General features: G+C 40.0%; 19 protein-coding genes. 6 read left to right on the forward strand and 13 right to left on the reverse strand.

Annotated features, from left to right (window positions below; all coding sequences use genetic code 11):
* Positions 1-41: 41 nt before the first annotated feature.
* The 3 genes from WDJ61_RS13910 to WDJ61_RS13920 form a co-directional block, all read right to left on the reverse strand.
* A complete protein-coding gene (locus tag WDJ61_RS13910; protein ID WP_338750741.1) occupies positions 42-353 on the reverse strand; it encodes a thioredoxin family protein in 312 nt (103 codons plus the stop codon).
* Positions 350-1,372, reverse strand: coding sequence for a PTS sugar transporter subunit IIC (locus WDJ61_RS13915; protein WP_338750743.1), 1,023 nt, complete (start codon positions 1,370-1,372; stop codon positions 350-352). Before WDJ61_RS13915 ends, WDJ61_RS13910 begins: the two co-directional genes overlap by 4 nt.
* Positions 1,373-1,553: 181 nt before the next feature.
* Positions 1,554-2,627 (reverse strand): M42 family metallopeptidase, encoded by a 1,074-nt coding sequence (locus tag WDJ61_RS13920; protein WP_338750745.1) that lies wholly within the window; start codon positions 2,625-2,627, stop codon positions 1,554-1,556.
* Between the two features lie 212 nt (positions 2,628-2,839).
* Here WDJ61_RS13920 and WDJ61_RS13925 point away from each other — a divergent pair, with 212 nt between their 5' ends.
* A complete protein-coding gene (locus tag WDJ61_RS13925; protein WP_338750747.1) occupies positions 2,840-3,160 on the forward strand; it encodes a hypothetical protein in 321 nt (106 codons plus the stop codon).
* A gap of 44 nt (positions 3,161-3,204) precedes the next feature.
* Here the strand turns inward: WDJ61_RS13925 and WDJ61_RS13930 are convergent, their stop codons facing one another.
* From WDJ61_RS13930 to thpR, 6 genes are all read right to left on the reverse strand, one after another.
* Positions 3,205-4,056: a YtnP family quorum-quenching lactonase gene (locus WDJ61_RS13930; RefSeq protein ID WP_338750749.1), complete on the reverse strand. Its 852-nt coding sequence runs from the start codon at positions 4,054-4,056 to the stop codon at positions 3,205-3,207.
* A 170-nt stretch (positions 4,057-4,226) separates the two neighbouring features.
* Positions 4,227-4,865: a tRNA (guanosine(46)-N7)-methyltransferase TrmB gene (gene trmB / locus WDJ61_RS13935; protein ID WP_338750751.1), complete on the reverse strand. Its 639-nt coding sequence runs from the start codon at positions 4,863-4,865 to the stop codon at positions 4,227-4,229.
* 67 nt (positions 4,866-4,932) lie between these two features.
* On the reverse strand, positions 4,933-5,709 hold the full coding sequence (locus tag WDJ61_RS13940) for a phosphotransferase family protein (RefSeq protein WP_338750753.1): 777 nt from the start codon (positions 5,707-5,709) through the stop codon (positions 4,933-4,935).
* A gap of 289 nt (positions 5,710-5,998) precedes the next feature.
* Complete coding sequence (gene pulA / locus WDJ61_RS13945; protein ID WP_338750756.1) at positions 5,999-8,143, reverse strand: type I pullulanase; 2,145 nt, start codon at positions 8,141-8,143, stop codon at positions 5,999-6,001.
* 14 nt (positions 8,144-8,157) lie between these two features.
* Positions 8,158-9,123 (reverse strand): NERD domain-containing protein, encoded by a 966-nt coding sequence (locus WDJ61_RS13950; RefSeq protein ID WP_338750758.1) that lies wholly within the window; start codon positions 9,121-9,123, stop codon positions 8,158-8,160.
* A 15-nt stretch (positions 9,124-9,138) separates the two neighbouring features.
* The gene (gene thpR, locus WDJ61_RS13955) at positions 9,139-9,675 is read right to left on the reverse strand and encodes an RNA 2',3'-cyclic phosphodiesterase (protein WP_338750760.1); all 537 of its coding nucleotides are present in this window, start codon (positions 9,673-9,675) and stop codon (positions 9,139-9,141) included.
* A gap of 182 nt (positions 9,676-9,857) precedes the next feature.
* On the opposite strand from thpR, the gene cysK reads away from it, so the two are divergent.
* Complete coding sequence (gene cysK / locus WDJ61_RS13960; protein WP_338750762.1) at positions 9,858-10,784, forward strand: cysteine synthase A; 927 nt, start codon at positions 9,858-9,860, stop codon at positions 10,782-10,784.
* A gap of 50 nt (positions 10,785-10,834) precedes the next feature.
* Here cysK and pepV read toward each other — a convergent pair whose 3' ends face one another.
* The gene (gene pepV / locus WDJ61_RS13965) at positions 10,835-12,259 is read right to left on the reverse strand and encodes a dipeptidase PepV (RefSeq protein WP_338750764.1); all 1,425 of its coding nucleotides are present in this window, start codon (positions 12,257-12,259) and stop codon (positions 10,835-10,837) included.
* A gap of 371 nt (positions 12,260-12,630) precedes the next feature.
* Here pepV and WDJ61_RS13970 point away from each other — a divergent pair, with 371 nt between their 5' ends.
* Positions 12,631-12,852 carry a DeoR family transcriptional regulator gene (locus WDJ61_RS13970; RefSeq protein WP_338750766.1) on the forward strand — a complete coding sequence of 74 codons (222 nt, stop codon included), beginning with the start codon at positions 12,631-12,633 and terminating at the stop codon, positions 12,850-12,852.
* 60 nt (positions 12,853-12,912) lie between these two features.
* Here WDJ61_RS13970 and WDJ61_RS13975 read toward each other — a convergent pair whose 3' ends face one another.
* From WDJ61_RS13975 to WDJ61_RS13985, 3 genes are all read right to left on the reverse strand, one after another.
* Positions 12,913-13,623 (reverse strand): pseudouridine synthase, encoded by a 711-nt coding sequence (locus tag WDJ61_RS13975; protein WP_338750768.1) that lies wholly within the window; start codon positions 13,621-13,623, stop codon positions 12,913-12,915.
* 66 nt (positions 13,624-13,689) lie between these two features.
* Positions 13,690-14,583, reverse strand: a complete 894-nt coding sequence (locus WDJ61_RS13980; RefSeq protein ID WP_338750770.1) for a DMT family transporter — start codon at positions 14,581-14,583, stop codon at positions 13,690-13,692.
* A 76-nt stretch (positions 14,584-14,659) separates the two neighbouring features.
* Positions 14,660-16,279, reverse strand: a complete 1,620-nt coding sequence (locus WDJ61_RS13985) for a polysaccharide biosynthesis protein (RefSeq protein WP_338750772.1) — start codon at positions 16,277-16,279, stop codon at positions 14,660-14,662.
* A 247-nt stretch (positions 16,280-16,526) separates the two neighbouring features.
* Here WDJ61_RS13985 and WDJ61_RS13990 point away from each other — a divergent pair, with 247 nt between their 5' ends.
* The 3 genes from WDJ61_RS13990 to WDJ61_RS14000 are packed head-to-tail and all read left to right on the forward strand — an operon-like array spanning position 16,527 to position 20,253.
* Positions 16,527-17,783, forward strand: coding sequence for a hypothetical protein (locus tag WDJ61_RS13990; protein ID WP_338750775.1), 1,257 nt, complete (start codon positions 16,527-16,529; stop codon positions 17,781-17,783).
* 2 nt (positions 17,784-17,785) lie between these two features.
* Positions 17,786-18,832, forward strand: coding sequence for a HEAT repeat domain-containing protein (locus tag WDJ61_RS13995; RefSeq protein ID WP_338750777.1), 1,047 nt, complete (start codon positions 17,786-17,788; stop codon positions 18,830-18,832).
* Positions 18,832-20,253, forward strand: coding sequence for a glycosyltransferase (locus WDJ61_RS14000; protein WP_338750779.1), 1,422 nt, complete (start codon positions 18,832-18,834; stop codon positions 20,251-20,253). The genes WDJ61_RS13995 and WDJ61_RS14000 overlap by 1 nt, the downstream gene beginning before the upstream one ends.
* Positions 20,254-20,274 lie beyond the last annotated feature (21 nt).

Raw genomic sequence — 20,274 nt, forward strand, 5'->3', positions numbered from 1 at the left:
AGGCCTGGTGCCATCATCAATGAGGAACCAGACCTTGTGTATTATAACTTTTCGATAAACTGTTCAATTTCCTCTTTCGTTTTTCGGTCTTTGCTAACGAAACGACCAAGTTCCTGCCCATGATCAAATGCAACAAAGCTAGGTATACCGAAAATATCCATTTCTACGCAAAGATCGATCAATTGATCGCGATCCACATACACAAATGTAAATTCACTATATTTCGCTTCAATTTCCGGCAAAATCGGTTCAATGACACGGCAATCCGGACACCAGTCAGCGGAAAATAAAAAGATGTGCTTGCCTGATTCTTTCAGCTCTTGAAATTCTTCTATTGATGTTAATTGTTTCATTTCGCGTTCCCTCCCGTTGAGATCGTCATCTGGCCTGGCAATATCCAGCCTTTCTTTCTCATAAATTCAGATATCGCTAAGCTTATCACAAGCGGGCCGATAAAATGAAGTAGAAAGACTTGCAAAAAGACAGAGGCTTCAAATCCCATCACAGAAAAGGTCATGATCTGCCCAACCAAGCCAGAGGTCCCCATTCCTGCACCAGCTGCATTGCTCATCATCGGCCAGACAGTTGTTCCAATCGGAGCTAAAATCGCACCTGCAACCGTCGGCGGAATCAGTATAAGTGGATGCTGAATGATGTTAGGAACTTGCAACATCGATGTTCCAAGCCCTTGAGCGATAAAACCACCAAATTTATTTTCCCGATAACTTGCTACAGCAAAGCCCATCATTTGTGCACTACACCCAATGGTTGCCGCTCCAGCCGCCAGCCCATTTAAGTCGAGCATTAAAGCGATCGCCGCACTCGAGATCGGAGCGGTTAGTGCCAGCCCCATCAGCACCGCCACTAAAATGCCCATCGTGATCGGTCGCTGCAATGTGGCCCACTCAATCCAACCTCCAAAAAATTTCATAAACTGATCAATACCCGGTCCTAAAAAAGCGGCGACCGAATACCCCGTTAAAATTGTCACAAAAGGAGCGACGATAATATCTATCTTTGTCGTTTGACTAACAGCTTTCCCCACTTCCGTTGCTAATAGTGCTGCCACATAACTGCCGGCAGGCCCGCCAAGTGCCGCACCTGCTGCTCCTGTAATCACGCTAGCAAACAGCACAAGAGGCGGTGCTTTTAAGCCATATGCCACAGCTGCACCAATGGCTGGTCCCATTAAACCCATCGCCAGTTTGCCCATTTCGACAAGAAACGGAAGAGATAATTGCTCACCAATCGTTTTAGTAATAAGTCCAATAATCAATGAACTAAATAGCCCAAGCGCCATAAAGCTAAGCGCATCAACAAAATAAACCTTCGGAGATAAAGAAATTCCTTTTTTCTGCAAAAATGTTTTCATAATGACACCTTCCTTACACCTCTTTTACTAGTGTAAAGACAATTATATACTGGATTGTCAACTTAATCAGCATTTATTTTTGATGTTGACTTATCGCTTCACTTATTTTTCCACATAAAAACTATTTCATTCTTTTCTTCTAAATGAAAAGAGAGCACCAAAAACAGCGCTCTCTTTTTCATTAACTTCCTGCTTTAATGCTATCAACAGTTGATTGATCACATGCTTTCACAAGTCGAATAATCAGCTCTTTCGCTGCCGCATAATCATCGACATGAACAATCGACGCATGCGTATGAATATAGCGTGAGCAAATGCCAATCACAGCACTTGGCACCCCTTCATTAGAGGTATGGACACGACCGGCATCAGTTCCTCCTTGAGAGATAAAATACTGATACGGAATTTGATGGGTCTCTGCTGTATCTAACACAAATTCCCGCATGCCGCGATGAGTGACCATTGTGCGGTCAAAAATACGCAACAAAGCCCCTTTCCCAATTTGTCCAAACTGAGACTTGTCTCCTGACATATCATTGGCCGGGCTGGCATCAAGCGCAAAGAAAATATCTGGCTGGATCATTTCCGCCGCCGTCTGAGCTCCTCGTAGGCCGACTTCCTCTTGAACAGTCGCTCCTGAATAGAGCATATTTGGCAGTTTTTCATCCTTTAATTCTTTTAATAACTCAATCGCCAGTCCGCAACCGTAGCGATTGTCCCATGCTTTGGCAAGAACTTTCTTCTCATTCGCCATCGGAGTAAACGAAGAAACGGGAACAATTTGCTGTCCAGGCTTAATGCCGATTTTTTTCGCATCCTCGCGATTATCTGCCCCAATATCAATCAACATATTTTTGATCGACATTGGCTTTTGGCGCAACGCCTCGCTTAATAAATGCGGCGGAATGGAACCAACCACTCCAATGACTGGACCGTGATCAGTGATAATTTCCACGCGCTGAGCAAGAAGTACTTGACTCCACCATCCTCCAAGCGTTTGAAATCGAATCATGCCATTCTCAGTAATATCGGTTACCATAAAACCAACTTCGTCCATATGCCCCGCTACCAGGACAGTCGGACCAGACTCATTTCCTTTTTTCAAGCCAAAGATGCTACCAAGACCATCTTGAATGATTTCATCCGAATAAGGCGTTAACATTTTTCGCATAAACGCACGTACTTGATGCTCATTTCCAGAAGTGCCAGGTAGCTCTGTTAATGTTTTAAACAGCTCCATTGTTTCTTGATTCATCACTAACTCCCCTTTGAATTAAATTCCCCAATGAAAAAGGCTTATGTTTTATCTTACAGAAAATTTTCCTTTCTTGCTACTTAAGGGGAAGAAGCATCACTGTCGAATTTTTTCTTTTTTCAAAAAAAATAGTATTTTTATTGCAGAAATTTCAATTAATTTGTGATTTGCTGTATAATGATTAATAATCTATAAAAATAGGAGTGAAATTGATGAAATTTAGTTGGAGCACATTTATTTTAGGAGCAGCGGCTGGTGCAGCTAGTGCGCTTCTTGTACAACAAAACGTAACAAACACAGCTTCCGCTTCTGCTGAGAGAGCATTGAAGGAAGTAAAGGAAGCTTTTAAAGGGGAAGGCACGATTGACGGTTCTTGGGTGAAAATGAAACCTGAACCAATGAACAAAACAGGTATGAACAAAATGGTCTATAAAGGCGGCGTTTCCCGTACAATTGACCAAAATCGTGAGCAATTTGAGTTTATCGCGGACTCTCGTACAGGCACGATTATGGATGTATATAAAACGAACTAATATGAAAGAGGCGATCTTTTTTAACAAGATCGCCTCTTTTTATATTAAACTATGATTTTTTCCCTTTTAATGCAGTCGATGAGTTCCCCGCTCTCATTCCATTTCACTGCACGATACATCGCATCATGATAAAAAATAAACCAAGCACCTTTTTTCATTCCTTCTGGCAAATATTGTTGCTTCATGGCAATCGAGTCCATTGGATAATCATCAAACGCAAGCACCCATAACACATTTTGATGAGCATGAGTAGGCATTAAATCGGCCATATGAATCAATGTTTCTTCGCCACTCTCAATAATAATGATCGAATGACCGTCACTGTGACCACCAGAGTGAATCATTTTCACCCCTGGCACCACTTCTAATTCTTCTTTAAACGTTTGGACTTGTTCGGTAATCGCTTCCCAATTCTCTTTCCAATACGTGTTTTTCGAGCGGATATTTGGTTCCCTCATTTCCTTCCACTCTGTTTCCGATGTGTAAATAATAGCGTTTGGAAAGGCAGAAGCAAGCTTGCCATCCACCACTTTTGTTAATCCTAGGGCATGATCAAAATGCATATGCGTCATAATAACGATATCAATATCCTCAGGCGTCAACCCTAGTTCCTTCAGTGAATATTCGACTTGAGATTCCTCGGCTACTCCATAATTTCGTTTTTGCTTGTCTGATAGTCGGTTGTTGCCAAGCCCCGATTCAATTAAGATATTCTTCCCATCCAGTTGAAAGAATATCGGATCATTCCTTAGCTCAATTTGATTCTTTTCATTTACAGAGTATTTACGCGACCACAATGGTTTAGGCACGACTCCAAACATCGCTCCCCCATCTAAATTAGTGGCTCCCCCATTCAACCATGTCAATGTCAGCTCCCCAACTTTCATTGTTTCCATTTCGATTCCTCCCCTTTGTTCGACTACCACATAATTGTAACACTTTTTCGACAATTGTACTAATAGGTCTGTTTCCCTTAGAAAAACACAAAAAATGCCTGAATCTCCCACTTAAACCATCTTAATGACAGCTTTCCTTAGCGGAAAATCCAAGCATTTTCATGAATAACTTATCGATATTTTACTTCAGAACGATAAATTCTTTGACCTTTTGCAGAAAATTTCTCTTCGTATTCAGTCATAATGTTGCCTTCGAAATCACTTTTATGCAGATCTAAACTAACATAAGTTAATAAAAGTCCGTAGTCTGAAAAGCTTTTCAGCGAGTATTCAAACAGTCCTTGATTATCGGTTTTAAAATGAATCTCGCCGTCTTCAGGCATGATATCTTCATATAGCTTTAAAAATGTTTTATATGTTAATCGACGTTTTTCATGACGCGCTTTCGGCCACGGATCAGAAAAATTCAAATATACGCGATCGACATCACCTTTAGCAAAATAATCGGCCAAATTTTTGGCGTCAACATTTAACAGCTTCAAGTTAGGAAGTTCCGCCTCAATTAAACGATCTAAAGCAGACACAATCACGCTTTCATATAATTCAATCCCAATAAAATTAATATCTGGATGCGCTTTAGCCATTCCAGTAACAAATTGACCTTTTCCCGTCCCTACTTCAATGTAGATCGGGTTATCATTGCCAAATACTTCTTCCCACTTTCCTTTATGCTCCGCTGGATTAGCTACCACGTACTGTGGATGAGTTTCAATTTTCTCTCGAGCCCATGGTTTATTTCTTAATCGCATAGCGACACCTCATTCACTTTTTTCTCTCACACCATAACATGACCACAACTGACTTATGAAGGATTTTTCACAGTAGGAATTTTGTTAAATCAGTTAAACCCGCTTCCATCTCTAGTAAGCGATTCGTTTCTTTATCCCACTGAATGGACAATAACATTTGTGCGATCACATACCACTTCATCCTCAATTGCAAATTCGGAGTGAACGTAAGCCCATAATCTGAAAGCCACGCCTGCCATTCACTCTTGTCTATATATTTATATAACAACATGCCAAGATCAATCGCAGGGTCGCCGATCATCGCTCCATCCCAATCAATTAAAAATAGCTCGTTCTCCTTTGACAACAACCAGTTATTATGATTGACATCTCCGTGACAAACGACGTAATGATTATGATTGACCTTTGCCATGTTCTCTTGCAAAAATTGCAAACTCGACAGGACTTCCCTATGCTTCAAGGTGTCCTCATCTAACCGTATTTGAATCTCCTTCATAATCATTTCAGGAGAAGAAGGTTTGATCCCAATTCTCTCAAGCATGGACAGCAGCGGCTGAGAAGAATGGATTTTGCACATAAGCTGGGCTACTCGACTCTTTACCATCTCATGCGGCTTTAGCTCTCGCCCTTCAAGCCAATGTTGAGCTGAGACGACATCTCCATTTTCTAGCCGTTTCGTCCAGATGAGCTTTGGAACGATGCCCTCAGCAGACAACACGGCCAAAAAAGGGGAAGAGTTCTTTTTTAAAAATAATTGTTGTCCACCGCATCTAGCAAAGTAAGCCTTGCCTGTTACTCCACCAGCAGGAGTGATTTCCCATTCTTGTCCAAATAAATGTTCCAACTGCATTCACCTTCATTTTCGTTTAGCTGTCCGTATAATGTGAACAAAAAAGACAGCTATCGAACGTCTGAGCAATAGCTATCTTTTCTTGATAAGCCCGTTACCATCACCTGGCCATCATTATAAGTATATTATATTTTACCACGAAACAACTGATTCGGCTATGGGGCGAAGGGAAAGAAAAAAGTCTAGCCTCTCTGCCATCTTATCTTGTATCCATCACTCTTAACGATACTATATGTTGATCTTTTCTAGCGAAACTAGACATATACAAACACACTTTTTTCTATTATTTCGATTGTACACACACAAGTACGCTAATCGGTTCTATTTCTAAATAATCACTTGCTTCTCTCAAAACAGCAACACCTGCCACTTCATCCTCGACAATAACTTTCCAAGGAGATGGACGGCTAGGCAATGTCACTTTACTTTTATACGGTGAAGGATGAAAAACGAGCAAAATTTCTTGCCATTCTCCATATTCCCCTACATTGCTTAATAACAATACTAACGAGCCTCCATCTGAAGCTCCTTTAATTAAATGACGGCGAATCTCTTGAGCACTTTTCAATCGAAAGGCTTCATGATGCTTTCTTATTTGAATTAAACCTTTAATAAATTTAACAGTAGAGCCATTTTCATATTGACGATTCCAATCTAATTGATTGATCGTATCTGAACTTGTGTAGCTGTTTTCTACCCCAAACTTTGTGCGAAAAAATTCTTGTCCGCTGTGCAAAAAAGGGATACCTTGTGATAGCAACACCATTGCTGTCGCGAGACGTTGCCGCTTTTTGTTCCCTTCTACTTCACCAGGGAAACAAGCTTCTAACTTATCCCAAAGCGTATAATTATCATGTGACTCGACATAATTGACAGATTGATCTGGTTGAAGAAATAGCCCTTGTCTGTTCCCAAAGCCGATGCTCCCACCAGCGACTTGAAATGCTTCATGGCTAAGAGTTTCCCTTCCAAGTGCAAAGCCATGATCATATAAATTAAACGTACTGCCTTTAATGGTGTCTCGAAACCAATCATTAAATTGAGCAATACCGGGAAGCTTTGCTTGATTCGCTACATTCGCTTTCAACTCTTTCGCAAGTGCTGTGTTGAGCTGCCAGCCTTCTCCGAGCAAGATACAGCCTGGTTTAAGACGGTCGACCATCTTCTTCGCTTCATTCATCGTTTCAATATCGAGAATACCCATTAAATCAAAACGGAAGCCATCGACATTGTAAGTCGTTAACCAATATTGAAGCGAATCTATAATAAATTTCCTCGCCATTTTCCGTTCAGAGGCAAAATCATTGCCTACCCCTGTGCCATTAGATGGACGGCCAAACTCGTCTTGACGAAAGAAATATCCTGGCACAATTCGTTCAAAAGCAGAGGTTTCACGAATATACACATGGTTATATACCACATCCATAATAACGCGAATTCCTTCTTCATGAAGAGATTCAATCATTCTTTTTAATTCAATCACTCGCGTATGTGGACCTTTAGGATCAGAACTGTAACTTCCTTCCGGCACATTAAAATAAAGTGGATTATAGCCCCAGTTATAATTAGCATGTGGCTGTGTATCTGACACACCAAAAAAGTCATTAAAAGGCAGCAATTCTAAATGAGTAATGCCCAGCTCTTTTAAATAAGCCACACCTGTCGATTGACCGAAACGGCCGCTTGTCTTCTTTTCCATAAACGCCAGATACTTCCCCTTATGTTGCATCCCGCTATCTGGATGCATGGAAAAGTCGCGGATCGATGCTTCATAAATAATGGCATCCAGTGGAGAAGAAAAAGGTGGGAGCGAATGCGTAGAAACAGTGACTTTGTCTTCATCTAACACACACGACCACTCACTATGCAAAGAAATCGCCTTCGCGTAAGGGTCACCCGCTTCTTTCCAATGATTGTTAACACGTAAATGATATTGATAATAGGCACCAGCTAAATCACCAGGAACGAGCGCATCGTATACTCCTTGATCACGACGAAACATTTTCGTATATAATCCTTCCTCGCTATTTGCAGGCCGATATTTCACAAACACTTCCGTTGCTGTAGGAGCCCATAAACGAAAACGAGTAGCTTCCTTCGTATAAGAAGCACCTAAGTCTGAACCGTCATAATAAAAAAGATCATCAAACTCACTGGTACGGATTACCCCACCAATTTGTAAATCTGTCCGCATTAATCGCTCATCAAGCACAATGTGAGGACGACCAAATTCTGGTACGATCGGTGTGTAACAAGTATACTTCACACCATCCTCTATCTGTACTTTATCGATCATCTCAAGTTCCATCATTTCTGCATCAAGTTCGAGAAAAAAACGCTCTGACTGACCATTATAATAATGCATAGGAAGAATCATCGTGATCACATTCAATTGATCTAAATAGGCCTCAAAAGGTCGGTTCGCCATCGTCTACACCTCTTTTAGTCACTTTCTTCATCCTTGAAAATAACCCCATCATCCTCTTCCCACTCTGGACGAAGAAAACTTGTCGTTTGTCCCACGTCCAGCAAGCTTTTCGCTGCTTTTAACTGCATATTTTTCAACGGAGATCTCATATTGCGAAGCCTAGTAAACCATTCCTCGAATTTCCGCTCATCAATCACTTCTAGATCATAAGGTACATTAGGATAATCGACAAACCCATTGCGAGAAATAATCGCTTTGCGAATAGGGAAGTCGACCTCATGCTGAAGAAATAACTGCTTCATAACAATTTCCATTCGGTTTAAAGCAAGAACAGGGCTTAATACTTTCGCTTCCCTTTCCCCATATCTCTTCATCCAGAATCGCTCCGTTGAACCAATGTAGACGGACTGATCCTCTTCCTCTAAGAAAGTCAAACACCAAGCTTCTGTCGGTGTAAGCAGTATAATATCTAATTCCATTGGTGCATTTTTCAACCGAAGAATCGGTTGATATAGCAACATAAACGAATCAGGGAACCTCTGCAAAAAGAACTTCAAACGCTCATCATGAAAGTATTTAAAATCAATATATGATTTCTCACGGATTGTCGAGCTTGCCCATTTCACTTGAAAACGAAAAAGCTGGTCTAGAAACTTGTGCTTTAGCTCATCCACATGCTGTACATCATAAAGCTTTTCGACATCAAACAATGCTGCTTCTACCTGTTCTTGAACGTCAGATTCCTCTTCTATCTCTTTTTGTCGTTTTAACATTGATTTGATTTTATGTAGCATTCCTTCTTGAGCAATATCTTCTTCAAATTCTTCGGCACCCTCTGCGCCTTCCCATTGATTTCGTTCCCATTGCTCTTTTGTTTTTTCCCATTGTTGTTTTTTCAAACGGACAAAATGGGAAGGGTACTTATATAAATCGATTTCATATCTCGAAATGTAATCTTGCAACTTAATTAACTGCGCCATTGGTCATGATTCCTTTCATTCAGTTACTAAAAAAATATCGTGTTCTTCATATTTAGGGCTTCGATCGAGATGCGTTTTGTATAGTACCACTTTTTCAGTGAAAAAGTGGATAGCAGTTGGGCTTACTGGAGGGAGATACGCCTTTTCTCCTTGCCACTTTCTTGCCAATGTAATATGGGGACGAAATGGCCGACTCTCTAATTGAAAGCCCGCTTCACGACAAGCTGTACTCACCGCCTGCTGTAATTGATTTAGTTTAGGCTCTAGTTTCACTCCTGCCCAAAAAATACGGGGCTGTTCTTCTTTACCAAATGTGCCAAATGAATCAATCGTCAAAGCAAAGGGGGAAAACGTATCTAGCGCTTTAGTCACTCCATCCCTCGCCTTTTTTAATTTTCCCCCCTCGGCTTCTCCTAAAAAAGCTAAAGTCAAATGAAGATCCTGCTCATGAACAGCACGAGCAAAAGGAAGGTTCCTATCAAGAAATGCTTGATGCAATTGCTCCTTAATCTTTTCTGGTAAAGCGAGTGCAAAGAAATAATGATGACCCATACATTTACTCCTTTATCGTACAATTTACTCATATTTTATCAAAGGATTGACACTTACGCCAAATCTTGAAAAGATACTGTTTAATCATGGACTTTCCTTCTAATCTAATGAAAACAAATTGGATTTATCTGATTTATATGTTATTAATAAAAGTAAACGATTGCAGAAAGGAAGAGCCTTCAATGAAAACTGTTCACAATATCGCTGAATTGATTGGAGATACCCCCCTTGTTAAATTAAATCGACTCAACCCAGAGAACGGGGCCGATGTATATGTGAAGCTGGAATTTTTCAATCCGAGTAAAAGCGTGAAAGACCGGGCAGCCTTCAATATGATCATAGAAGCCGAAAAAGCGGGTGTATTAAAACCGGGTTCAACAATTATTGAACCAACAAGTGGAAACACAGGTATCGGTCTAGCAATGAATGCAGCAGCAAGAGGTTACAAAGCGATTCTTGTTATGCCGGATACGATGACAAAGGAACGGATTAATTTACTGAAAGCGTATGGAGCTAGCGTCGTGCTTACCCCCGGAAGTGAAAAGATGCCTGGTGCAATCAAAAAAGCAGAAGAGCTAGCGAAGGAAATTCCTAACAGCTTCATTCCGATGCAATTTGATAACAAAGCCAATCCAAACGCCCATCGAAAAACGACGGCACTGGAGATCATCGAGAGCGTTCAACAAATCGGCAAAAACCTTGGTGCCTTTGTTGCCACAGCCGGCACAGGAGGCACGATTACTGGTACGGGCGAAGTGTTAAAAGAGCATTACCCGAACTTACTCGTACATGTCGTGGAACCAGCCGGATCCCCTGTCCTTTCTGGTGGAAAGCCAGGCAAACATAAGCTTGTCGGAACAAGCCCTGGATTTATTCCAAACACATTAAATGAAGATGTGTATAACTATATTTATCAAATTAAAGACGAAGATGCTTACGACATCACGCATCGACTCGCTCGGGAAGAAGGCCTTCTCGTTGGACCATCTTCAGGTGCTGCTTGCTATGCTGCGATTCAAACAGCGAGAACATTAACAAAGGATGACATCGTTATTTGTATCGCCTGCGACACAGGAGAGCGCTATTTATCGAGTGATCTTTTTGAATAAAGACTTGCTTCGTTCCAAAAAAAGCATGCAGAGACTCCCTGCATGCTTTTTTATTTTTCCACAGCTAACTCCCAAATCGCTTGAGCATAAATGGCTGTCGCTTTCAGTAAATCTTCTACAAACATATGCTCATCTTTTTGATGGGCTACATCCGCTCGACCCGGGAACAGCGCACCATAGGCAACACCTGTTTTTAATGAGCGTGCATAAGTTCCTCCACCAATCGATAATAACTGGGCCTTCTCACCTGTTTGTTCTTCATATACTTTTGCTAGTGTTTGAATAAACGGATGATCTTGCTCCACATGATGAGGCTCGCTATTTGAAAAATTTTCGATAACAACCTTCTCTTGTTTCAAACGCTCCGTCAGTTCAGCTTTTTTCTCTGCGAACGGGAACGTCACAGGATAGCGCATATTCAAGCCTAAGCGCCCACCCTTTTGTTCATCATAGGAAAGCTTTCCAACATTAATAGTCAAATCACCTGTGATATCATCCTGATAATTGATTCCTAACGCTTTTCCACGAGAATCTTTAAAGAAAAAGCGACTTGTCCATTGGAAAAAGTGAGCGGACTGTTCATCAAGTACTCGATTCGCCAAAAATTCCACCAAATATAAACCAGCACTTTTCCCAAGATCAGGCTCCATCCCATGAGCAGATACGCCCTTCATTTCTAATACGAGCAATCCACGATCAATATAATATTGCCCATCTAAGCCATTGTCTTTCGCAAAATCACTGTAGCTTTGTAGCAGCTCAGTTTGTCCACTATTCACCGTTAAAATCGCTTTCGCATAATCAGGCACCATATTGTAACGTCGGCCAGATTCAAACGAATGAACAAACATGTTCACCGAGTGTTCTGCCGTCGGAACAACTGGTGAGAAAACCATATCGAAATCAGCAATTCCTTTTTCTGCAAAAATAATCGGAAAATCGGCATCCGGAGCAAAACCAATCGCTGGCATTTCTTCCTTAGCAAAATAGCGATCTACACAACGCCAATCACTTTCTTCATCCGTTCCAATAATCATCCGCACTCGTTTGTGAAAAGATTGTCCGAGCTCCTTAACAATTTTCATCGCATAATAAGCCGCCATCGTCGGCCCTTTATCATCTATTGCCCCGCGACCAAAAATTTTGCCGTCTCTAATTTCTCCACCAAACGGATCAGTCGTCCAATCATCCCCTTCAGGAACGACATCTACATGACATAAGACCCCTAATAATTCCTCCCCTTCACCGAATTCTAAATGTCCGGCAAGGTTATCTACATTTTTACCAGTAAACCCATCCTTTTCACCAAGTGCCAACATAAAGTCAAGCGCCTCTTTCACCTGCTGTCCAAGCGGAGCATTCGCCGTTGCTCCTTCCTCATCTAACACGCTTTTTATCGCAATTAATGACTGCAAATCCCGAAGCAAATCGTCCTTTCGCTTCTCCACTTCCAACATCCAATCAATCGCCGTCATCACTGATACTCCCTTCAAAAAAACAAATATATTCCTATTCTACCCCTGATTCCCTTGAAAAGAAATAATCTGAGAATTAGAAAATTTCAAAGTGAGGTAAAGAAGCTATTTCTGACGATAAATAACTTTTTATTATTATGTTTCATCCATTGTTAAAAATGGGTAAATATAATGTAAATAATCGTTAAATCAATCATTTTCCTAGAAAATTTGAATAAAATGAGGTAAACTGTATGTGTCAGACATCTTAAACTATTTTGTAAAGGAGCTGTCTGTGGCAAAAGAATTACATATTTTTTGAGAAGCATCAACTTCTCTGTCAACCGTCGTCTGTTGGATTGCCTCTGGAAAAAAGATGAGGGAGTGGTTTTTTGAAACCTTCAACAAATCGGATGCTAAATCGAATTAAATCAGTCTATATGTTTATTAGAGAAAACGGGACTGTTTCAACTCAGGAAATCGTAGATGAATTCGGCATCACTCCTCGCACCATTCAACGTGATTTGAATGTGTTAGCCTACAACGACTTAGTCATTAGTCCAAGTCGTGGCAAGTGGACAACAACGGAAAAGAAAGTTCGAATTAGCTCTTAAAAAAATGAATATTGTACATTTAAATCCCCCGCCTAATCGACGGGGGATTCTTTACTTTCTTTATCGATCTACTAACAACTTTACTTCTTCTTCTGTTAATTCTCGGTATTCCCCAAGTTCTAACTCTTCATCAAGCACTAGCGGCCCCATGGAAATTCGCTGTAAATAAACGACCTTTTTGCCGACCGCTTCAAACATGCGTTTCACTTGATGAAACTTCCCTTCTGTAATCGTCAGTTCAATGTCAGAACGAATACCACTTTTTAAAATCACTAACTCTCCAGGCTTCGTTTCGTAACCATCATCCAAAGTGACACCACGACGAAATGCTTCTACATCGCTCTCAGTTACTTCGCCGGCAATGACCGCAAAATAAGTTTTCGGCACATGCTTTTTCGGTGACAGCAATTGATGGGCGAGCTGTCCGTCGTTGGTTATTAACAAGAGACCTTCTGTATCTTTATCGAGCCTGCCGACGGGAAACGGTTCAAATACGATATGCTCAGGTTCTAGTAAATCAACGACCGTTTCATCGCGAGTATCCTCTGTGGCTGAAATGACTCCTTGCGGCTTATTCATCATTAAGTAAATAAATTCACGATAATGAACTTCTTCCCCATGAATAACGATATGATCTTTGTTTGGGTCCACATGCTGCTTGCCATCTTTCACAAGCTCCCCATTCACCGTCACACCGCCAGATTTCAAGATTTTCTTGACATCTTTCCGACTGCCATAGCCAAGATTGGCCAAAATTTTATCCACTCTCATGACCATTCCTCCATTCATTCCAACACATTGATCATTATAGCTTCCCCTACTACATTAAAGAAGTCTTTACTTTTTCGCTCGTGATAACATAAGAACAGTCGTAATAATACAAATTGTTCCTATCCATTCACCAATACCGAAATCAACATTTAAAACGAGCACTGATAAAAAAACAGCAGATAACGGCTCCACACAAGCGAGTAAGCTCGTTTCTGACGGCTTTAAATAACGCAAACTTTCTGAATATAAATAAAAGGCAATCAGTGTACCGAAAACAATCACAAACAGTACCCCTGCAAGCGTCGGTATATTCATTATCCCTTCATACTTCCATGGAGGATGCACGAAGCTAAAGCCGAGCCCACCAAGCGTCATTCCCCAGCCGATCACAATAATGACTCCCCATCTTTTCAACAGCTCAATTGGATAGACTGTATAAAAAGCAAGAGCAACCGCTGAGCTAAGTCCCCAAAACACAGCGGGTCCTGAAATAGATAAGGCGAATGGATTGCCACCCGTCACTAGGAAAAACGTACCTAACATAGATAGCAATACGGCGACTATTTCCTTAATCGATAGTTTAGCCTTTGAACGAAAGGTCATATAGAGAACAACCAATACCGGTGCCAAATATTGAAGCACTGTCGCTGTTGCTGCATTTCCATTTTCAATAGCCGCAAAGAACGTATATTGCATACCAATCATTCCGATGACGCTCAATAAAAGAAGGGGCACTCTACTAAATCGATCTTTCCAAATAGCAAAAACTAAATCACGTTCTTTCATCGCAGCAAAACTTAGTAAGATCAGGCCTGCAAGCAAGAGCCTCACCGTCACTAGCCACTCTACACTGACTCCTTGCTGTTGAAAAAGAAATTGAGCGACTACCCCTGATCCTCCCCAAAAAATCGCGCTTGAAAGCACCATCATTATGCCTTTTACACGTGAACTAAAAGCCATTTTCCTCCCTCCCCCAATTAAAAAAGAGGCCTCCCCAAAAATGGTTGGCTTTCTGGGTTAGCCTCTCTACTTATTTTTAAGCTCTAGACAGTTTCAATTTTTTCTTTAACCGATCAAGCCTCGAACCGAATAACACATCTGTTAGTCCTGTTCGAATACTTAAAAGGAAGTAAATCACGGCTCCAATAACTGCACATATGGCAATTAAAATCGTTGCCTGCACTTTGCTTGTTAGGTCAAATAATGGTGAAATCAGTGAATACACGCTAAAGACCGCCCCAGCCATGATCAAATTAAACAGCAATATTTGAGCAATCTGCTTTGAAATCGAGCGTAGTGAATAGTTTGCATAGTGTTTAATCACTAGCAAATTAATGATAATCGACGCACTATACCCAATCGCAGTAGCATAAATGGCCCCCTCCGTTTGAAACATTTTAATGAGGGGTATATTTAAAGCGAATTTTAATAATATCCCGAACAGCAAGCTAAACACCGTGAAACGTTGCTCATTAATTCCTTGCAAAATCGCTGCCGTCACTGTGAACAGCGCGAACAAAATGGCTACAGGCGCATACGCACGTAAAATCTCTGTTCCGACATCACTGAGCTCATAGAATACTGCATAAAAAGGTTCTGCAAGCAGCATAATGCCAACGATTGCTGGAACCGTTAAAAACAACAGCACTTGAAAAGTTTGATTGAGTTGTTTTTTCACATGATTTAAATCTCCTGAAACAAATGAAGTCGTAATATGCGGAATAAGCGACATGGAAAACGCCGTGGCAAGGGACACTGGAATAATCACAATTTTTTGCGTACTAAAGTTTAATATTCCAAATAAAACATCCGATTCTTTTGCTTGACCAATCTCAGCCATCGCTCGGTTAAAGGTGACTGTATCAATCAGTTGATACAGAGGAATGGCAATCCCAACAAACACAAATGGGATCGCATAGATAATAATTTCCCGATAAATTTCAACGAGCGATACTTGGACCTCTCCTTTGTCCTGTTCAAGCAATTCATCCATATGCTTCTTCCTCTTTACCCAATACCAGAACAATACTAATAGACCAAATGCAGCACCAACAAACGCGGCAAAGGTCGCTACTCCAACGGCTGTCACAACGTCTCCATGAAGCACATTTAATACAACATAAGATCCTGCAAGCAAGAAGATGATTCGTGCAATTTGCTCAACCACCGTTGATACAGCAGATGGTCCCATCGATTGATGCCCTTGGAAAAAACCGCGCATCAAACTCATAAAGGGAACGATGATTAACGCAAAACTCACAGCACGTATCACGTACGTGACATCTTCTAATGAATATAATTGATCTTGGTTTAACACCACTAGCTCTGCAAAAAATGGCGCAAATAAATACATGACCGCAAAAGCAATGACCCCAGTGATCGACATGATCAAAAGGCCTGACTTAAATAATCTGCGCCCAACGGCATACTCCCCTAACGAATTGTACTTTGCAATAAACTTTGAGACTGCTAGCGGAACACCAGCCGTCGCAATACTGATAAAGATCGTATAAGGGACATATCCATACTGATAAAGCGCGACAGATTCTTCCCCAATAATGGAATAAAACGGGATGACATAAAATAATCCAAGAAATTTGGAAATAAACGTCCCGAGCGTTAAAATAAATGTTCCTCTAATTAGCTTTGAAGACATACAAATCCCTTTCTTCGTTCATCAAATAAAATATAAACACTAAAAAATAGTTTACCTCTTTCACGACTATCTGACAATTTTTTAATGAAAAATGATATCATTCATATAAGTCGACAATATTTTCACTTTGCTCTTTTTGATTGCTGTTATTTTACATTTTATGAAAATTGAACTATATTCGTTTTTGTTGAGAATTTGCAAAGAAAAATATGCTACGCTTTTTATATTTTTAGGTAAGGAGGTGGAGTTGCATACAGCCCTTAAGTTGTATGTAATAGTAAATATGGATAAAAATGGAGAAATATTATGGTTAAATGATCCTTTGTCTCGCCAAGTCATCTCGTCCCTTCCATTGGCTGATGAGGCTGTTACGATGGTGGACTTCTCTCAATTACATGATCAAGAGATAATAAAACAAGCCCTGGTCATCTGCTATGCTCATCAAACTGAATCGGTGGATGCGCCATTCGATCAGTTATTTATAGATTTAGCTAAAGTCAACAATACAGACATTGTTGCCTTTGTTTCTTCTGTTGAAGAGGAAATGGACGCACTAACAAACGGAGCCACAGCGACCATCATGATCAATGAACCATTATTAATGAACAAGAAATTAAACAAGATTATCGAAATGAGACGAGCTTTCCAATCACGAATTTTTGATTATGCGACCCCTGCTTATTCTCGCTCTATGCTACCTTTTATTATTCAGCAATGTTTATCCGATGAACGACAAAAGAATCATCTATTTTCTGTCGCTTTATGCCAAATAGATCATCTAACAGAGGAATCACAACAAACATTTGTCCAGTTTTTTCAACGACAGTTGCGCAAGAAGGATTTGATTATTCGCTGGAACCACCAGCAATTTATTCTCATTTTATTTAATATGAAACAAGAGATGCTCTCGAACGTATTTGATCGAATTTTGGCACCTTACGAAAAAGATTTTTCCGCCAGAATTATTGGCTCAGAAATGGTTTCACCGGCCGATTCACTCGAGTCATTCGTGGAAAAATTACAACTAGAATTATCAAGCATAGAGGTCAGTGACGAACCAACTGTTACATTTCATCCATTTGCCCACATATTAAATGAAGATGAAAAAGAAAAGTACCGCATAGCCATTATTCAAAATGATGCCTTTACGAAGAGTTTACTAGTTAAATATGTTGAACGTTTAGAAAGCAGACGATATACATTCGAGATTTACTCTTTCAATAATGGGCAAGAATTCTTCAATTCACCTCAGAGTCGCAGCTATGATCCTTATGTATTAATTATTGATACAAAAGCAGCTCAATTGGGTGCAGTTGAATTCGTTAAAAAACTTAGAGCATCGTATCCGAAACATCAATATTCTGTTTTCTCCTTGATGAACCGGACCAACGATTCAGAGTTAATTGAATTGCTTGCGCATGACATTTCTGACCATATCGTTAAACCCTTTTCAATTGATGAGTTTTTGACAAAATTAAAACGGATTATTGAAGGGGATCGATGATTATGGTAGCCATACCTTTAGAAATAATATTAAGCATCATTATCGTCTTATTAGTTTCGCTTCTTATCTTTTTTCTCTCTCTTATTCGTATCAAATGGAAGCGTTCGATAAAAGAAAAGAAACAAGCAGATTGGTTAAAGGAACATGAAGAATATTTATTTACCCTCCTGTCTACTGGTGAATGGAGTGTACGAGCGAATGTATCAAGCAAATTTGTTTATGAAGCCATTGAACAATTCTTTTTAAACTTCTTAAAGACCGTGAATGACCCAGTATCTCAGCATCACATCCAACAGTGGGTAGAGGCTAATTTCACTGAACGCTATCGCAAACAATTGACTAGCCGTTCTATGGCAATTCGATTAAATACACTATATCGAATTAAAAAATTTCATTGTACTAGCTTTCAAGCCTTTCTATATGATTACTATTCATCAGACAAAGTAAGCCTAGAAGAAAAAATCCTCATTTTGCAAATTTTGTCGATATTTCAAGATGAGAGAGTCATTGAACTTCTTAATAAAGAAGAAGAAGAGTACCCTTATTTTTACTATTTTGATATTTTAACAAAGTTTTCTAATGATATAGTGGTTGAAAAAGTGATTGAGAACCACAAAAATGTAACAACGAAACTTCAATATGCCGCCATTGAGTATATTGGATCTCAAGGATGGAGCGAATATGAACCTTTGTTAATAGAGCTTATTGATCATGACAATGAAGAAATGAGTATTCGAGCGATGAAGGCTCTTTATCAGCTTCATTATTTATCCGATATGGCACCATTGCTCCCTCATTTCGAGACAGAGCGATGGCAAAAGAAAATGTGGCTAGCTAAGTTAAGCATGCTCCATCATCATGACGCATGTATTCCTTATTTGAAACAGTGGTTAACCGATTCATCATGGTATGTTCGTCGGGCTGCTGCGAATGCTTTATTGAGCTATCCAACAGGGGAATTTGAATTAAGACAAATTGCTCAATTTAGCGAGGATGCTTTTGCAAGAGATGCAGCGAAAGAGCGTTTAGAAAGGGGGATTGGTTTTTAATGAATACACTTTTAGAATGGGCTCGTACAGTAGTGGACTTTTTATCTCAAATGATTTTTTTCTATACCGTCGCTATTATTTTGATTATGCTACTGTTATTTGTCTTGGCTATCAAACAAATCCGAAAAACACACTTGCTAGATTTCGAAGAACCCTATGATGAACATTTGCGCTCGGAATTTACGAAACCTATTTCTATTTTGGTGCCTGGTAAAAATGAAGAAACCGGCATTGTTAATACTGTTCGCTCGTTGCTAACCATTGACTATCCGGAATTTGAAATCATCGTCATTAATGATGGTTCGACGGATTCCACATTACAGACGATGATTGAAGCATTTGAATTGAAGCCGATAACAAGTTACTATCGAAAACGTTTGGACTCTAAACCGATTAGACAAGTGTATCAGTCGAAGGTCTACCCCCATTTATTTTTAATGGATAAAGAGTCTGGCGGGAAAGCCGATGCTTTAAATGCTGGAATGAACCTGGCTCAATATCCTTTCTTCTGCTCATTAGATGCTGACTCGATTATTGAACGGACCGCCTTTGTTAAAATTATGAAGCCCATTATCGATTCTGGCGATGAAATTATTGCAAGCGGCGGCAGTGTTCGAATTGCCAACGACTGTGTCATCGAACGTGGCGAATTAAAGAAAGTGGCGTTGAGTAAAAATAGGATCGTTGTGCATCAAGTCATTGAATACTTACGAGATTTCTTGTTTGGTCGAATCGGCTTTGGCTCTCGTAATCTACTATTAATTGTTTCTGGGGCATTTGGCGTTTTTTCGAAAGAGTATTGTATAAACATTGGAGGCTACCGGACAAATACGGTAGGCGAAGATATGGACTTAGTTGTTCGTCTTCATCGATATATAAAGAAGAATAAATTAAATAAGAAGATTGCTTATATACCAGAACCCGTTTGTTGGACAGAAGCTCCTGAAACGCTTTCCATTTTACGTAAGCAGCGGAATCGCTGGTATCGTGGATTATTTGAAAGCCTCTGGCATAATAAACGGATGTTTCTCAATCCCCGTTATGGAAAAATTGGTTTGATTAGTCTTCCTTATTATTTCTTTATTGAGTTGCTAGGGCCTCTTATTGAAATGATTGGATATTTCATTATCCTACTCGGACCATTTTTAGGGGGGATATATATCCAGTACTCCTTAGCCCTCTTTTGCTGTATTTTATTACTCGGCTCAATGCTATCAATGTTTTCTATTTTGTTAGAAGAATGGAGTTTTCGTCGATATGAAAAAATAGGGGACTTTGTCCGTTTATTTATATCGAGCTTGCTCGAATCTTTTTGGTATCGACCATTAATGACCTTTTTTCGTGTCGAGGGCTTCTTTCAAATCATTTTTAGAAAGAAATCTTGGGGAGACATGAAACGTAAAGGAGTTTCACAATCATGAATAACCGACTATTTATTATTT

Source organism: Bacillus sp. FJAT-52991, from assembly GCF_037201805.1.
GTDB lineage: Bacteria > Bacillota > Bacilli > Bacillales > Domibacillaceae > Bacillus_CE > Bacillus_CE kandeliae.

Bases quoted from the DNA above. Each gene is read 5' to 3' on its own strand.
- WDJ61_RS13995 (WP_338750777.1), top strand. From the start codon at position 17,786: ATGGTAGCCATACCTTTAGAAATAATATTAAGCATCATTATCGTCTTA.
- WDJ61_RS13980 (WP_338750770.1), bottom strand. From the start codon at position 14,583: ATGGCTTTTAGTTCACGTGTAAAAGGCATAATGATGGTGCTTTCAAGC.
- trmB (WP_338750751.1), bottom strand. From the start codon at position 4,865: ATGCGATTAAGAAATAAACCATGGGCTCGAGAGAAAATTGAAACTCAT.
- thpR (WP_338750760.1), bottom strand. From the start codon at position 9,675: ATGGGTCATCATTATTTCTTTGCACTCGCTTTACCAGAAAAGATTAAG.
- WDJ61_RS13915 (WP_338750743.1), bottom strand. From the start codon at position 1,372: ATGAAAACATTTTTGCAGAAAAAAGGAATTTCTTTATCTCCGAAGGTT.
- WDJ61_RS13925 (WP_338750747.1), top strand. From the start codon at position 2,840: ATGAAATTTAGTTGGAGCACATTTATTTTAGGAGCAGCGGCTGGTGCA.
- pepV (WP_338750764.1), bottom strand. From the start codon at position 12,259: ATGACGGCGATTGATTGGATGTTGGAAGTGGAGAAGCGAAAGGACGAT.
- WDJ61_RS14000 (WP_338750779.1), top strand. From the start codon at position 18,832: ATGAATACACTTTTAGAATGGGCTCGTACAGTAGTGGACTTTTTATCT.
- cysK (WP_338750762.1), top strand. From the start codon at position 9,858: ATGAAAACTGTTCACAATATCGCTGAATTGATTGGAGATACCCCCCTT.
- WDJ61_RS13985 (WP_338750772.1), bottom strand. From the start codon at position 16,279: ATGTCTTCAAAGCTAATTAGAGGAACATTTATTTTAACGCTCGGGACG.
- WDJ61_RS13910 (WP_338750741.1), bottom strand. From the start codon at position 353: ATGAAACAATTAACATCAATAGAAGAATTTCAAGAGCTGAAAGAATCA.
- WDJ61_RS13920 (WP_338750745.1), bottom strand. From the start codon at position 2,627: ATGAATCAAGAAACAATGGAGCTGTTTAAAACATTAACAGAGCTACCT.
- WDJ61_RS13930 (WP_338750749.1), bottom strand. From the start codon at position 4,056: ATGGAAACAATGAAAGTTGGGGAGCTGACATTGACATGGTTGAATGGG.
- WDJ61_RS13975 (WP_338750768.1), bottom strand. From the start codon at position 13,623: ATGAGAGTGGATAAAATTTTGGCCAATCTTGGCTATGGCAGTCGGAAA.
- WDJ61_RS13950 (WP_338750758.1), bottom strand. From the start codon at position 9,123: ATGGCGCAGTTAATTAAGTTGCAAGATTACATTTCGAGATATGAAATC.
- pulA (WP_338750756.1), bottom strand. From the start codon at position 8,143: ATGGCGAACCGACCTTTTGAGGCCTATTTAGATCAATTGAATGTGATC.